This window comes from Tsukamurella sp. 1534 (genome assembly GCF_000312385.1).
GTDB lineage: Bacteria > Actinomycetota > Actinomycetes > Mycobacteriales > Mycobacteriaceae > Tsukamurella.
In genome coordinates this window covers 357,744-372,567 of sequence record NZ_HE997628.1, presented here as the reverse complement: position 1 = coordinate 372,567, position 14,824 = coordinate 357,744, and the positions used below count along the sequence as shown (strand labels likewise).

At 72.6% G+C, this 14,824-nt stretch carries 12 protein-coding genes and 1 pseudogene; 6 read left to right on the top strand and 7 right to left on the bottom strand.

What is annotated here, in order from left to right; genetic code table 11:
- Nucleotides 1-18 precede the first annotated feature (18 nt).
- Nucleotides 19-366 (bottom strand): iron-sulfur cluster assembly accessory protein, encoded by a 348-nt coding sequence (locus BN39_RS19875; protein WP_040768750.1) that lies wholly within the window; start codon nt 364-366, stop codon nt 19-21.
- Nucleotides 367-501: 135 nt separating this feature from the next.
- Here BN39_RS19875 and BN39_RS19870 point away from each other — a divergent pair, with 135 nt between their 5' ends.
- The 4 genes from BN39_RS19870 (at nt 502) to BN39_RS19855 (ending at nt 5,014) form a co-directional block, all read left to right on the top strand.
- Complete coding sequence (locus BN39_RS19870) at nt 502-1,188, top strand: DUF3043 domain-containing protein (protein ID WP_019204201.1); 687 nt, start codon at nt 502-504, stop codon at nt 1,186-1,188.
- Nucleotides 1,189-1,191: 3 nt separating this feature from the next.
- The gene (gene cobT, locus BN39_RS19865) at nt 1,192-2,838 is read left to right on the top strand and encodes a nicotinate-nucleotide--dimethylbenzimidazole phosphoribosyltransferase (RefSeq protein ID WP_019204200.1); all 1,647 of its coding nucleotides are present in this window, start codon (nt 1,192-1,194) and stop codon (nt 2,836-2,838) included.
- Nucleotide 2,839: 1 nt separating this feature from the next.
- Nucleotides 2,840-3,595 (top strand): adenosylcobinamide-GDP ribazoletransferase, encoded by a 756-nt coding sequence (locus BN39_RS19860; RefSeq protein WP_019204199.1) that lies wholly within the window; start codon nt 2,840-2,842, stop codon nt 3,593-3,595.
- Between the two features lie 204 nt (nt 3,596-3,799).
- A complete protein-coding gene (locus BN39_RS19855; protein ID WP_019204198.1) occupies nt 3,800-5,014 on the top strand; it encodes an oxygenase MpaB family protein in 1,215 nt (404 codons plus the stop codon).
- A gap of 27 nt (nt 5,015-5,041) precedes the next feature.
- Here the strand turns inward: BN39_RS19855 and BN39_RS19850 are convergent, their stop codons facing one another.
- From BN39_RS19850 to BN39_RS19825, 6 genes are all read right to left on the bottom strand, one after another.
- Nucleotides 5,042-6,145 carry a branched-chain amino acid aminotransferase gene (locus BN39_RS19850; protein WP_019204197.1) on the bottom strand — a complete coding sequence of 368 codons (1,104 nt, stop codon included), beginning with the start codon at nt 6,143-6,145 and terminating at the stop codon, nt 5,042-5,044.
- Nucleotides 6,146-6,232: 87 nt separating this feature from the next.
- Entirely contained in the window at nt 6,233-7,333 is a 1,101-nt protein-coding gene (gcvT, locus tag BN39_RS19845) for a glycine cleavage system aminomethyltransferase GcvT (protein ID WP_019204196.1), read from the bottom strand.
- 23 nt (nt 7,334-7,356) lie between these two features.
- A complete protein-coding gene (locus BN39_RS19840; protein WP_051159093.1) occupies nt 7,357-8,619 on the bottom strand; it encodes a uracil-xanthine permease family protein in 1,263 nt (420 codons plus the stop codon).
- Between the two features lie 18 nt (nt 8,620-8,637).
- Nucleotides 8,638-9,963, bottom strand: coding sequence for a D-arabinono-1,4-lactone oxidase (locus BN39_RS19835; protein ID WP_040768929.1), 1,326 nt, complete (start codon nt 9,961-9,963; stop codon nt 8,638-8,640).
- Nucleotides 9,964-9,974: 11 nt separating this feature from the next.
- Nucleotides 9,975-11,291, bottom strand: coding sequence for an alanine racemase (locus BN39_RS19830; protein WP_019204193.1), 1,317 nt, complete (start codon nt 11,289-11,291; stop codon nt 9,975-9,977).
- 73 nt (nt 11,292-11,364) lie between these two features.
- Nucleotides 11,365-12,429 carry an AraC family transcriptional regulator gene (locus BN39_RS19825; protein WP_019204192.1) on the bottom strand — a complete coding sequence of 355 codons (1,065 nt, stop codon included), beginning with the start codon at nt 12,427-12,429 and terminating at the stop codon, nt 11,365-11,367.
- Nucleotides 12,430-12,531: 102 nt separating this feature from the next.
- On the opposite strand from BN39_RS19825, the gene BN39_RS19820 reads away from it, so the two are divergent.
- Both BN39_RS19820 and BN39_RS22460 read left to right on the top strand, forming a co-directional pair.
- Nucleotides 12,532-14,049: a leucyl aminopeptidase gene (locus tag BN39_RS19820; protein ID WP_019204191.1), complete on the top strand. Its 1,518-nt coding sequence runs from the start codon at nt 12,532-12,534 to the stop codon at nt 14,047-14,049.
- A gap of 158 nt (nt 14,050-14,207) precedes the next feature.
- Nucleotides 14,208-14,824 (top strand): annotated as a pseudogene (locus BN39_RS22460) (biotin/lipoyl-containing protein); the annotation flags it as partial.

The following is a 14,824-nucleotide window of genomic DNA, read 5'->3' as shown; positions in this document are numbered from 1 at the left end:
ACGCCCGTCAGCGGTGCGTCAGTTGAACGAGTCGCCGCAGGCGCAGGAGCCGGTGGCGTTCGGGTTATCGATGGTGAAACCCTGCTTCTCGATGGTGTCGACGAAGTCGATCTTCGCGCCGATCAGGAACGGGACGCTCATCCTGTCCACCGACAGGTTCACGCCGCCGAACTCCGAGACCACGTCGCCGTCCAGGGTCCGATCGTCGAAGTACAGCTGGTAGCGCAGGCCGGCACAACCGCCCGGCTGCACCTCGATGCGCAGCGCCAGATCGTCACGACCCTCCTGGTCCAGCAGGGCCTTGGCCTTCGATGCGGCAGCCTCGGTCAGGACCACACCGGTGGTCTCGGTCTCAGCAGTAGTCATTCACGTTCTCCTCACACGCTTCGGTGTCTGCTTCAACGGTACTCCCCCGTCCCACATTCCCGGCAGTCCCCGCCGTCCGTGTGCGCCGTCACCCACGTCGCCGGGCACCGCCTCCGATCTTCTAGGCTGGACATCGTGAAACTCCCCTGGCAGAAGGCCGACGACTCGAACGCCGAGACCGCGGATTCCGCGGACGGCGCGACCGCGGAATCGGGCGCCGCCGAGACCGCCTCCAAGCCCGCGCAGACCCCGGGCAAGGGCCGCCCCACCCCGTCGCGCCGCGAGGCCGAGGGGCGCAAGCGCGGCCCCGTGACCCCGGCGCCGCAGACGCGCGCCGAGGCGCGAGCGCGCCGCAAGGAACTCAAGAACTCCATGTCCAAGGAGGAGCGGAAGGCCGCGGCCTCCGAGCGCCGCACGCTGGCCGCCGAGCGCCGCGAGCTGATGATGCAGGGCGACGAGCGCTATCTGCCCGTCCGCGATAAGGGCCAGGAGAAGGCGTTCGTCCGCGATCTGGTCGACGCCAAGCGCCACATCTCCACGATGTTCATCCCGATCGCCGTGGTGATCATGGTGTACATGTTCGTCACGGTGCAGAGCCCCACGCTGAGCGCCCTCGCGATGCCGCTCCTCATCCTGCTGGTGATCATCATGGCGGTCGAGGGCTACTTCACCGGCCGCCGGATCAACAACCGGGTGCGGGAGAAGTTCCCCGACACCACGGAGGCGGGCTTCCGCCTCGGCTGGTACGCGTTCATGCGCACCACGCAGCTGCGCCGCATGCGCATCCCCCGGCCCCGGGTCAAGCCCGGCGACGCGGTCTAGTCCGTGGCGCTCACCCTGGTCCTCGGCGGTGTCCGCTCGGGCAAGTCGGCTCGCGCCGAGCAGCTGATCACCGCGGCCGCCACGGGGCCGGTGCGGTACGTCGCGACGGCGCCCTCCCCGGGCGACCGCGACCTCGTCGCCCGGGTGGCCGCGCATCGAGCGCGCCGGCCGGAGACGTGGTCCACGGTCGAGACGCAGGACCTGCGGTCCGTGCTGTCCGACGGTGCCGCCCCCACCCTCGTCGACGACCTGGGCGCCTGGATCGCAGCCCGTCTCGACGCGGCGGGCTGGGACACGCCCGACGCGGTGGCCGACGACGTGGCCGCGCTGGTGTCGGACGCGCAGGCGTACCCGGGTGATCTGGTGATCGTCAGCCCCGAGGTGGGGTTGTCGGTCGTCCCCGCCACGCACGCGGGCCGGGTGTTCCAGGACCTGCTGGGCGACCTCAATGCGCGGCTCGCCGCGGTGGCCGACCGTGCGGAGCTCGTCGTCGCCGGGATCCCGGTGGCGCTCGACGGTGCGCCGCCGGCCCCGGCGGTCGTCCCGGCGCCGATCCCTGCCGCCGCTCCCCTCCCCCCGGTCGAACTGCCGCCGTTCGAGCCGGGTGCGGACCCGTTGTCGTTCCCCACGATCACCCCGCCCGATGCGTTCGTCGCGCAGCAGGCCCGCGACCGCCAGCTGCTGCTGACGAAGCCCTCGGGCGCATTGGGCCGCGTGGAGCAGGTCGGCGAGTGGGTCGCGGCGTGCCAGGGCGCCTGCCCGCCGACGCAGTTCGAGCGGGCGCGGATCGTGGTGTTCGCGGGCGACCACGGCGTGGCCGCGGACGGCGTCTCCGCGTATCCGCCGGAGGTCACCGCGCAGATGGTGGCGAACATCGCCGAGGGCGGGGCCGCGATCAACGTGCTCGCCGCGCAGGCCGGTGCGACGGTGCGCGTCGAGGACCTGGCCGTGGCCGGCGACACCCGCGAGGAGCTGAGCCGCAACAAGATCCGCCGATCGTCGGGCGACATCTCCGCGACCGACGCGATGACGGACGAGGAGACGATCGCGGCGATCGCGGCCGGCCGCCGGATCGCCGACGACGAGGTGGACTCCGGCGCCGACCTGCTCATCGTGGGCGATATGGGGATCGGCAACACCACCCCCGCGGCCGCGCTGATCGGCGCGCTCACCGAGACGGAACCCGTGCTCGTGGTGGGCCGCGGCACGGGGATCGACGACAACGCCTGGATGCGCAAGGCCTCGGCGATCCGCGACGCCATGTACCGCGCCCGCCCGCACACCCGGAACCCGAAGGCGCTGCTGCGCACCGTCTCCGGTGCGGACATCGCCGCGATGGCGGGCTTCCTGGCGCAGGCGGCGGTGCGCCGCACGCCGGTGGTGCTCGACGGCGTCGTGGTCACGGCGGCCGCGCTGGTGGCGAACGATCTGGCGCCCGGCGCCCTGACCTGGTGGGCCGCAGGGCATCTCAGCCCCGAGCCGGCACACGCCCTGGCGCTGAACCGGCTCGGCATCGAGCCGCTGGTGGACCTCGGCCTGCGCCTCGGCGAGGGCAGCGGCGCCGCGCTCGTGCTGCCGATCGTGAGGTCGGCCGTGGCCGTGCTCGGCGAGATGGCGACGTTCGACTCCGCCGGGGTCTCCCGGACCTGACATGCGGCACCTCATCGCGGCCGTCGCCTGGATGACGGTGCTGCCCGTGCCCCGGGGGCGCATGCCGGATCCGTTCACCCGCGACGACGGTGCGCGCGTCATCGCGCTGGTCCCCGTTGCCGGGGCGGTCGTGGCGGCCGCGGTCGTCGCCGTCGCGTGGGCGGGGAACGCGGCGGGACTGCCCGCCTTTCTGGTGGGAGTACTGGCCGTGGCGGCGTCCGGGCTGCTCACCCGCGGCATGCACCTGGACGGCTTCGCCGACTGCGTGGACGGGCTGGGCAGCTACGGCCCGCCCGAACGCGCGCGGGAGATCATGCGACAGGGCACCGTCGGACCGTTCGGCGCCGCGGCGCTGGCGCTGCTGCTGACGGCGGAGGCGGCCGCGGTGGGCGCGCTGGCGGAGCGGGGCCTGTGGCCGGCCGTCGGCGTGGCGGTGGGCGCGGCGCGGGTGGCCGCGGTCCTCGGCTGCCGGCGCGGGTGGAGCGCGGCGAATCCCGACGGCTTCGGCGCCCTCACAGCGGGCACCCAGGGCGTCCCGGTCCAGGCGTTCTGGCTCGTCGTCGCGCTCGGCGCGGCGGCGTTCGCGGTCCCGGGCGTTCCGTGGCAGGGTCCCGTCGCACTGTTCGTCGCGCTGGCGGCCGCGGCGGCCGGGATGCGGCACTGCGTGCGCCGGTTCGGCGGCGTGAGCGGCGACGTCCTCGGCTTCGGCATCGAGGTGACGACGGTGCTGACCCTCGTCGGCCTCTGCGTGCACTGACCCCGGCTCCACCCGCAATCCCGCTCCCAGCCGGGAGACGGCCTCCCCCGGGTATTTCGGCCTCCCTCAGGCTGCAGCAGCGGGGACGTCGAAAAACGTGGGGGACGCCTTCTCCCGGCTGGGAGCCGAGACCCACCCTTGACGCCGCGGACAGACCGGGAATAGATTTGACTACGACCGTTGTCAATCGATCGCGAGGCCGTCATGACCGCAGCCGCTCCCCCGCGGATCCCCGCGCGACACCCCGACGCACCCCGCCGCGTGCCGCCGGGGATCTGGATGGTCAGCCGCCTGCTGAGGCTGCCCGAGCCCACCGCGGCGGAGTTCGCCCGCTTCGGCGAGCTTCTGACGGTGGGCGATCCGCAGATGGACGACCTCGTCGACTGGATCTACCGCGACGACACGGACTCGCGGAAGGCACAGTTCCACCGGGCCCTGAACAAGGGCATCGCGGCGGTTCCCGACGCGCCGGCGGAGCTTCGCGAGTTCTTCGAGGAGATGGAAGCCGTCCCCGAGTGGGTGGACTGGGACGCGATCCTGCTCGGCGGCCGGCTGATGCGCAGCGGCGGCGCCGACGGATTCGCGGTGGCGCGCGATGTGGCGCTCATGGGCGGCTACCTGTTCTCGGGCTTCAACCAGACGTTGCTCCGCACCGGTGCGCTGGAGAAGGGATCGAACAAGCGGTTCGCCGAGACCTCGCAGTGGGCGCTCGACGTGATCGTCCCGGAGGGTCTGCGGCCGGGCGGCGTGGGCTACCGCTCCACGCTGCACGTGCGGTTCATCCATTCGATGGTCCGCCGGCACGTGACGGCACTTCCCGATTGGGACGCCGAGGCGCACGGGCTGCCGATCAATCAGACGGACATGGCCGCCACGCTGGTGGGCGCGCTCATCGCCCCGGTCGCCACCGGGATGGGGCTCGGCATGATCGCGAACCCGCGCGAGTACGAGGCCGCCGCGCACCTCACCCGCTACGTGGGCCGGCTGATGGGCGTGACCGACGACTTCCTGCCGCACAGCTACCGCGACAGCCTGCGCATCCTGTTCCAGACGTCGCGTGCGCTCTCCACGCCGGACCAGACCAGCCGCGCCCTCGCGCAACCGATGGCGGAGGACCCGATGCGGTGGAAGTACCCGAACCTCAGCGGATTACGCCGCCGGATCGCCCGCTCGCAGCACCTGTCGATCGCCACCGCGTACCTGGGCACGGCGGCGATGAAGGAGCTCGGCGTACCGTCGACGCTCCCCTGGTACCCGGCCCTGCGGATCCCGTACCACCTCGTGGAATCCGTCGTCAATCAGTTGCCCGGCGGCCGCGAGCGCGCCGCCCGCCGCGGCGACCGCAGCCAGGCCGCGTTCATGCGCATGCTCAACGAGGAGGCCGCCATCGGCCACTCGGCCCAGCACGTCACGGCGTAGCCCGACAACCTTCCGGTCGACCGCGGGTCAGCTCAGCGTGGTCATCCACCCGTGCTGGTCCTCGACGGTGCCGCGCTGGATGCCGGTGAGGGTCTCGCGCAGGGCCATGGTGATCTCGCCGGGCTCACCGTCGGCGATGAGGAAGTCCTCGTCCGAGCCCTTCACGTGCCCGACGGGGGTGATCACGGCCGCGGTGCCGCACGCGAACACCTCGGTGATCGCGCCGGAGGCGGCCCCCTCCTTGAGTTCGGCCACGGTGATCCGGCGCTCCTCGGTCTCGAACCCGGCGTCGCGGGCCAGCTGGAGCAGCGAGTTGCGGGTGACGCCGGGCAGCAGCGAGCCGGACAGCTCGGGGGTGACGATCTTCGCGCCGGGCCCGGAGCCGAGGACGAAGAACAGGTTCATCCCGCCCATCTCCTCGATCGCCTCGTGCTCGATCGCGTCGAGCCACACCACCTGGTCGCAGCCCTGCTGCGCGGCCTGGGCCTGCGCCACCAGCGACGCGGCGTAGTTGCCGCCGCACTTGGCGAAGCCGGTGCCGCCGGGCGCGGCGCGCACGAACTCCCGCGAGAGCCACACGGACACGGGCTTCACGCCGCCCGCGAAGTAGGCGCCGGCGGGCGAGGCGATCACCAGGAAGCGGTAGCTGCTCGACGGCTTCACGCCGAGCGCCTCCTCGTCGGCGAAGATGAACGGCCGGAAGTAGAGGGCCTCCTCGCCACCGGACGCGGGCACCCAGTCACCGTCGACCGCGGTGAGCTGCCGCAGGGCCTCGACGAACACGTCCTCCGGGAGCGGCGGGATCGCGAGGCGCTCGGCGGAGCGCTGGAAGCGCGCGGCGTTGGCGTCGGGACGGAAGGTGGCGATGGAACCGTCGGGCTGGCGGTACGCCTTGAGCCCCTCGAAGATCTCCTGCGCGTAGTGCAGCACGGCGGCGGAGGGCTCCATCGGGATCGGCCCGTACGGGATCACCTCGGCGTCGTGCCAGCCCTTCTCCTCGCTCCAGCGGAGCGACACCATGTGGTCGGTGAAGTACTTGCCGAATCCCGGGTTCGCCAGGATCTCGGAGCGCTCAGCCGCAGAGCGGGGGTGGTCGTTGCGGGTGAGGGCGAAGGCCGTGCCAGTTGTCATGGCACAAGATTCTACGACCCGCGCCCGCGCGCGATGCCCGTACCAATCAGTAGGAACCCCGAGTATTTCTCGGGGCGGTCCTCGGCCCTATTTCGTGTTCGCCTCGACGAACGGAGGCAGGGTCACCTCGCACTCGATCGCGCGGCCGCGCACGTCGACGCTCACCTGGTCGCCCTTCTGCACGCCGGCCTCGGAATCGATGAGCGCCAGCGCGATCCCGGCCTTCAGGGTGGGGCTGAAGGTGCCCGACGTGGTGGTCCCGATCGGCGCACCGTCGGCCCCGAGCACCGTGAGCTCGGCGCGCAGGACGCCCTTACCGGTGGCTCGCAGGCCCCAGAGCCGCCGGGCCGGACCGGCCTCCTTCTCGGCCAGGAGGGCCTCGCGGCCCACGAACTCGGGCTTCTTCCAGCCCACGGCCCAGCCCGCGCGGGCCTGGACGGGCGTGATGTCCACGGTGAGCTCGTGCCCGTGCAGGGGGTAGCCCATCTCGGTGCGCAGGGTGTCGCGCGCGCCCAGGCCGGCGGGCTGGCCGTCACGGGAGGTGATCTCGGGCAGCAGGGCGCGGAACACCGTCTCGGCGTCGCCCCAGGCGGGGACGAGCTCGTAGCCGTGCTCGCCGGTGTAGCCGGTGCGGCAGACGCGTACCGGGGTGCCGCCGAGGGAGGCGTCCTCGTAGGCCATGTACTCCATGTCGGTGGGCAGCCCGACGGCCTGCAGCACCTCGGCGGACTTCGGCCCCTGCACGGCGAGCACGGCGTAGTCGCGGTGCTGATCGGTGATGGTGACCCCCTCCGGCGCGCGCTCGCGCAGGTGCGCCACGACGGCGGCGGTGTTCGCGGCGTTCGGTACGAGGAAGAGCTCCTCGTCGGACACGTAGTACACGATGAGGTCGTCGATCACACCGCCGGATTCGTTGGTGCACAGCGTGTACTGCGCCTTGCCGGGACGGATCTTGCCCATGTCGGCGGTGAACACGCCGTTGACGAAGTCCTTGGCGCCGGGGCCCGCGACGGTGGCCTTGCCGAGGTGGCTGACGTCGAAGATCCCCACGGCCTCGCGGACCGCGGTGTGCTCTCCGACGGTGCCCGCGTACTTGACGGGCATCGACCAGCCGCCGAACGGCGCGAACGACGCGCCGAGCTCGGTGTGGACTGCGTTCAGGGGGCCCTCGATCAGCGACTCAGTCATGCCGGGCACTCTAGTCCAGAGCGCTAGTCCAGCGCCGCGCTCCCGGTGCGTCCCAGCAGGCGCATCCCCTGGTAGATCACGATCGCCGCGACGGACCCGAGCGCGATGCCGGTGAACGTGACCTGCCCCAGGGACCAGGTGAAGTCGGCGATGCCGATGATGAGCGGGACGGCGGCGGTCAGCTGGTTGATCGGCCGGGAGAAGTCGACGCGCGCGTCCACCCAGATCCGCACGCCCAGGATCCCGACGAGGCCGTACAGCGCGGTGGTCACGCCACCGAGCACCCCGGGCGGGATCAACGCGATCACGGCTCCGACCTTGGGCGACAGCCCCAGCAGGATCGCGGACACGCCGGCGATCCAGTAGGCGGCCGTGGAGTAGACGCGGGTCGCGGCCATGACACCGATGTTCTCCGCGTACGTCGTGGTGGCCGAGCCGCCGCCCGCGCCCGCGAGGACCGTCGCGAGGCCGTCGGAGGCGATGGCCCGCCCCATCACCGGGTCGTAGTCGCGCCCGGTCATCTGGGCGACGGACCGCACGTGCCCCACGTTCTCGGCCACGAGCACGAGCACCACGGGCAGGAACATCGGCAGCACGGACCAGTTCAACGACGGTGCCGAGAACTCCGGGAAGCCCACCCAGGACGCGGCCGCGATCTGCGACGTGTCCACCTCGCCCCGGAACGACGCCGCCGCGTAGCCGATCAGCACCGACGTGAAGATCGCGAGCCGGCCGAGCATCCCCTTGAACAGGGCCAGCGAGGCGATCAGGCAGATCAGCGTGATGGTCGCGGTGACCGCCGCCTTCTCGTAGTTCGCCTTCGCCGCGGGAGCCAGGTTCAGGCCGATGAGCGCCACGATCGCGCCCGTCACCACCGGCGGCATGAGCTTCTCGATCCAGGCGGTGCCCACGAAGTGCACCACCGCCCCCACCACGATGAGCAGCAGGCCCACCGCCACGATGCCGCCGAGCGCGCTCCCGGTCCCGTGGGCGGCGGTGGCCGCCGTGATCGGCGAGATCACGGCGAAGCTCGATCCCAGATAGCTGGGCAGCCGGTTCCCGGTGATCACCAGGAACAGCAGGGTGCCGACACCCGAGAACAGCAGCGTGGTGGCCGGTGGGAAACCGGTGAGCACCGGCACCAGGAAGGTGGAGCCGAACATCGCCACCACGTGCTGCACGCCGATGCCGAAGGTCTTGGGCCAACTCAGCCGCTCATCGGGGGCCACCACGTCCCGGCCGCCGGTGCCGCCGTCGGAGATCGGCGTCCAGCCGAATGTCTTCATGGCGGCGATCATGCCGGGTCAGCGTCCGAGCACCGCGTCCAGGTAGTCGTTGGCGAACACGCGGTCCGGGTCGAGCTCGTCCCGCACGGCGAGGAACTCGCCGAACCGCGGGTACGCGGCGCGGAAGTAGTCGGCGGTGCGGGTGTGCATCTTGCCCCAGTGCGGGCGGCCGTCGTGATCGATCATGATCCGCTCCACCTCGCCGAAGAACTCGCGGTCCTTGTCGCGGTAGTAGCGGTGCGCGGCGATGTACCCCACGTCGCGGCCGCTCGCGGTGGACAGCATGAGGTCGTCCGCCGCCGCGGTGCGCACCTCGATCGGGAAGGTGAGGTTCCAGTCGCGGGACTCGGTCAGCTCCCGTACCGCCGCGAACGCCGACATCGTGTTCTCCAGCGGCACGGCCCATTCCGTCTCCCGGAAGCGCACGCCGCGGTCGGTGGCGAACACGTCGGCGGAGTAGTCGGTCGCCTTCCGTTCCCCCGCGACCGACGTGGCGAGCGAGAGCAGGCGCGGGGTCAGCGACGGTACGGCGCGGCCCAGTTCGCACACCGCGAGCAGGGCCCCGTTGCCGATCAGCCCGTCGTCGACGAACCGCCGCACCGCTCCCACCGGCGCGCGCTTGTGATCGCCCGGGTGCCGCGTCAGGGTCTTGGTCAGCGCCACGTCGGTGCCCGGGAACCAGAAGAACTCGAAGTGGTCCCGCTCGCGCACGGTGGAGATGAAGCCCTCGACGGTCTCCGCCAGGGGCACACGGTGTTCGGTGTTCTCGAGCACGAACCGGTCCACGCACTGCACGGTGACCTCGACCAGCACGCCGAGCGCGCCGAGCCCCAGCGCCACGGCCGCGAGCCGCGGATCGTCCTCGCCGATCGTGACCACGTCGCCGGTGCCGCTCACCAGCGTCGCGCCCACCACCTGTGTGGCGATGCCGCCGAACCCCAGCCCGGTGCCGTGGGTGCCGGTGGAGATCGCGCCGGCGATCGTCTGCTTGTCGATGTCGCCGAGGTTCTCCATCGCCAGGCCGTACGGCTCCAGCAGTGCGGGCACCTCGTAGAGGCGGGTCCCCGCGCGCAACGTGACCCGCTTGCGGTCCACGTCCACGGTCACCAGGCCGCCGAGGTGCTGCGGCGAGATCGCCACGTCGCGCGGCGCCGAGATCGCGGTGAACGAGTGGCCGGCTCCGAGCGCCTTGACGGTGCCCCCGCGCTCGCGCGCCCGCTCGACGGTCCGCACGACGTTCTCGATGCTGCCGGGGCGGGACACGTACGACGGGGTGGCCACCGCCGTCCGGCCCCAGTTGCGCCACTCGCCGACCCGGCCCGTGAGCTCGTCGAGCCCGGGCATCCACTTGTTGGTCACAGGAAGCACCTTCCCTCGCCGCGGTAGGTCGGAAGCCGGTCGAGCACGGACCCGTCGGAGACGATCGTCAGGTGCGTGACGTGCTCGGCGGGTTCCCCGGCCTTGGTGTGCCGGAACCACACCCGGTCGCCGAGGGAGATCCGCCCGGCCCTGTCGCCCCGCAGCGGCGTCTGCACCTCGCCGGCGCCCTCGCGCCCTGTCAGTGCGAGCCCGGCCGGCCACACGGGTTCGGGCAGCCTGTCGTCGCCCATCGCGCCGGAGGCGATCCAGCCGCCGCCGTGGCAGGTGACGATGTCCTCCGCGGGCCTGCGTACCACCGCGAGGCCGAACCCGGCGGCCGGCGCGGGCTGGAAATGCGAGTAGCCGTCGAACAGGTGCGGGCCGTACAGGCCGCTGCCGGCCGCGATGTCGGTGATGTTCGGGTCCTCGGCATTGCGCTCCAAAGACCCTGTGCCGCCGCCGTTGACGAACTCGAGGTCCGCGATCCGCCGCAGGTCGGTGAGGATCTCCAGGCGGCGGGCCACCAGCTCGTCCCAGGACGCGCGCTGCATCGTGCGCAGCAGGGCGCCCGCACCGGGGCGACGGATGCTGAGGTCGCCGACGCCCGCGATCTGCGCGTCGTACGTCATCACGCCCACCAGACGGAATCCCTTGCGCCCCACGACGGTCGCCGCCAGCACGGATGCCTCCTCGCGGCTGCGCACGGGCGAGCGCCGCGCGCCGATCACGCCGATGCCGGGCGCGCGGAACGAGGCGTCGATGTCGATGCACACCCGCAGATCGGGCCGGCGGCTCGGCGGTACGGCCGCGTCGATGAGGTCCAGTTGCGCGGCGTCGTCGATCATCAGCGTGACCCGGGAGGCGGCCGCCTCGTCGGCACCGAGGGCGGCGATGGCGCCGAGGTCGGCGCTCGGATAGGCCACCAGGACGTCGGGGCACCCGGGGCGGTCGGCACCGTCGAACGACGGCCCGTCGGCCGCGAGCCAGTGCGCCTCGGCCACGTCGTAGGCGAGCACCCCGGCGTAGCCGGGAACCCGCAGCAGTGCGTCGAGCACGGGCCGCGAGCGGATCGATTTGGACGCCACCCGGATCGGCGTGCCCGCCGCACGGCGACGCATGTCGGCGACGTTGTACCGCAACGCGTCCAGGTCGGCCGCGAAGATCGGCGCGTCCAGCGCGTGCGTGGCGGCGTCGATCGTGGCCCAGTACCCCTGCGGGTCGGTCTCCCACGGCCGGTCGATGGTCGACGGTGGCGCACCCAGGTCGAGTCCGTCCACCCCCGCCTCGGGGCCCGAAGTGCCGTTCGCTGTCATGGGCACCGATCGTACGTGCGCTGCGCCGACGGGCGGGGACCGCTGGCCGAACATCCCCCCTCGGTGTCCCGCATCACGCCCGGGCCTCCGCCGGGGTGCGCCCGGTCCACGCGATGTACGCCCTGCGGAAGTCCCGGGCGTCCCCGAAGCCCACCTCGTCGGCGATCACCCGGATCGGCAGGTCGGTGGTGAGCAGGAGCCGCTCGGCCCGTTCGAGGCGGACCCGGGTGTGGATGGACCGGAAGGTCTCACCCGATTCGGCGAGGTGGCGGCGCAGGGTGCGCTCGGTGGTGCGGAGCTGCCGGGCCACCGCCGCCATCGTCACCGCGCGCTTGACGTCCGACCGGAGCAGTTGCTCCACGGCCCAGGCGAAATCGACCTCCGGGGCCGCGGCCCGGGTGTCGACGACGGTGCGGCACACGGTCAGGGCGGCCGCGTGCACATGGGGCTCGCTCCGCGGGAGCCGGCGGCCCAGCAGGTCCCGGGGCATCGTCATCCGGCAGTCCTGCGCGCCGAAGCGCACGGGACAGCCGAAGTGTTCCGCATAGGCCGCCGCGTAGGGCGGCGCCGGATACGCGAGCCGCAGTTCGCGGGGCACGAGGTGCTCGTCGGCGAGCGCGGACCGCAGCAGGGTCAGCGAGCTCAGCAGGGTCTCCTCGCACACGAAGGGGAGAACGGTGCCGTCGGCGGTGCGCGGCACCACCTTCATCGACGCCGCGTCGCCGGCGATCTCGAGATCGAAGTCCACGAGGCTGCCCGCGGCCTGGTGGTACTGCAGCCCCACGCCGATGGCCGTGCCCACGTCCTCCGCGGTCTGCACCGCGACGCCCAGCATCCCGAACGACTGCAGCAGGGGCCGCGCGCCCACCTGCAGCCCGATCGGCCGCTCGGGCATCGCCCGGACCACCTGCGCGATGAACTCGACGGCCTGCGGGAAGGTGGCCACCAGGTCCGGCGTGAGGTTCGCGGACGGCATCCCGGCCCTGTCCGCCCACTCGCCCACCGGAAAGCCCTCGCGCCCGAGACTCTCGGCGAGGTAGGCGATCACCGGTGCGGGGAACGCGGTGCCGTGGTCCTTCACCCCGGGCGGCGGCAGCACGTGACCGTCGAACACGGACTCGGTCGGGAGCGGCGCCACGCGATCACAGTAGGACACCCCGCGCGCCGCGGCATCCGATCCCGGTCGGCGTACCATCCGACCACGGCACCATCCGCCGCGCCCCAGACGAGAGGAACCCCCTTGAGCACCCCGTTCGCCGGACCCGAGTTCTCCCTGACCGACGACCTCACGGCGACCACCGAGGTGCTCGTGGTGGGCGTGTTCTCGGGCGAGGACGGCATCGCCCTCGACGATGCGGTCCCCGAGGCCGCGCGCGGGCCCGTCGCGGACGCGCTCGTCCTCGTGGGGGCGACCGGCAAGGCCGGCGACGCGGTACGCGTCCCCTCCCCGGCCGGTTCCGGCCTCGGCGCGGCGTCGGTCCTCGGGGTCGGGCTCGGCCCCGCCCCGTCCGACGGTGCGCCCGTCCCCGCCGAGACCGTCCGCCGGGCCGCGGGCGTCGCGGGCCGCGCGCTGGAGGGTGTGGCCGCGGCGGCCACGACCCTGTCGCGGCTGGACCTGGCGGCCACCGTCGAGGGCGCGTACCTGGGCGCCTACCGGTTCGCCGAGTTCCGCAACACCTCCGCGCCGACGAAGGCGCCGCTGGGCACGCTCGCGCTGCTCGCCCGTCCGGGCGGCGAGGCCCTCGCCGCCGAGGCGCGAGGCACCGTCGAGCAGGCGCGTCTCACCGCCGCGGCGGTGGCGCTGGCCCGGGACTTCGTCAACACCCCGCCGAACGTCCTGTCCCCCGGCGAGTTCGCCGATCGCGCGCAGCGGCTCGGCACCGACGCCGGCCTGCAGGTCGAGGTCTTCGACGAGGAGTACCTCGCGGCCAACGGCTACGGCGGCGTCGTGGGCGTCGGCCAGGGCAGCTCGCGCCCGCCGCGCCTGGTGCGGCTCAAGCACGTCGCGGGCGTCGAGGGCGCGAAGCACGTCGCCCTCGTGGGCAAGGGCATCACCTTCGACACCGGCGGCATCTCGATCAAGCCCGCCGCCGGGATGGAGAACATGACCTCGGACATGGGCGGCGCGGCGGCCGTGATCGCCACGGTGATCCTCGCGGCGCAGCTGGGGCTCGGCGTGGACGTCACCGCGACCGTGCCGATGGCCGAGAACATGCCGTCGGACACCGCGCAGCGCCCCGGCGACGTTCTCACCCAGTACGGCGGGACCACCGTCGAGGTGATCAACACCGACGCGGAGGGGCGACTGATCCTGGCCGACGCGATCGTGCGCGCGTGCGAGGACGACCCGGACTACCTGATCGACACGGCGACGCTGACCGGCGCGCAGATGGTGGCGCTCGGCAACCGCACCCCCGGTGTGATGGGGACCGAGGAGTTCCGCGACCGCGTGGCCGAGCTCTCGCGCGGGACCGGCGAGAACGGCTGGGCGATGCCCTTCCCGGAGGAGCTGCGCGCGGACCTCAACTCCCGGGTCGCCGATCTCGCGAACGTGAGCCCGCACCGGTGGGGCGGGATGCTCGTGGCCGGCGTGTACCTCAAGGAGTTCGTCGCCGAGGGCGTGCAGTGGGCCCACATCGACGTCGCCGGACCGGCTTTCAACACCTCGGGGCCGTGGGGATACACCGGCAAGGGTGGTACGGGCGTACCGGTTCGCACGATGCTCGCGGTGCTCCGCGACGTCGCGCAGCGCGGCTGACCGGACCGCGGCCCGGGGTTACCGACCAGTAAGCCCCCAACCCCCGCGCGGATCGCGGGCGTGAGGGTAGGGTTTGTGACCGGTGGAGGCCACCAGCCGAAGCCCACGTTCAGCAGTGCAGATCACAGCAGACAAAACACACGAGGAGTGACGAGGACATGGCCTTCTCCGTCAAGATGCCGGCACTCGGCGAGAGCGTCACCGAGGGAACCGTCACACGGTGGCTCAAGCAGGAGGGCGACACCGTCACCGTCGACGAGCCCTTGCTCGAGGTCTCGACCGACAAGGTCGACACCGAGATTCCCGCCCCGGCATCCGGTGTGCTGCTGAAGATCGTCGCCCAGGAGGACGACGTGGTCGAGGTCGGCGGCGACCTCGCGGAGATCGGCGAAGCCGGCGAGCAGTCCTCGGCGCCGGCCGCGGATCCCGCCCCCGCCGCAGAGGCTCCCGCGGAGCCCGCACCGGCCGCGGAGCCCGCGCCCGCCGAAGCCGCCGCCCGGCCGCTCCCGCCGCACCCGCCGCCCCGTCGGCTCCCGCGTCGGGCACCGAGGTGAAGATGCCCGAGCTGGGCGAGTCCGTCACCGAGGGCACCGTGACCCGCTGGCTCAAGGAGATCGGCGACGAGATCGCGGTCGACGAGCCGCTGCTCGAGGTCTCGACGGACAAGGTGGACACCGAGATCCCGTCCCCCGTCGCCGGCACGCTGCTGGAGATCAAGGCCAACGAGGACGACGTGATCGCCGTCGGCGGAGTGCTCGCGATCGTCGGCTCCGGC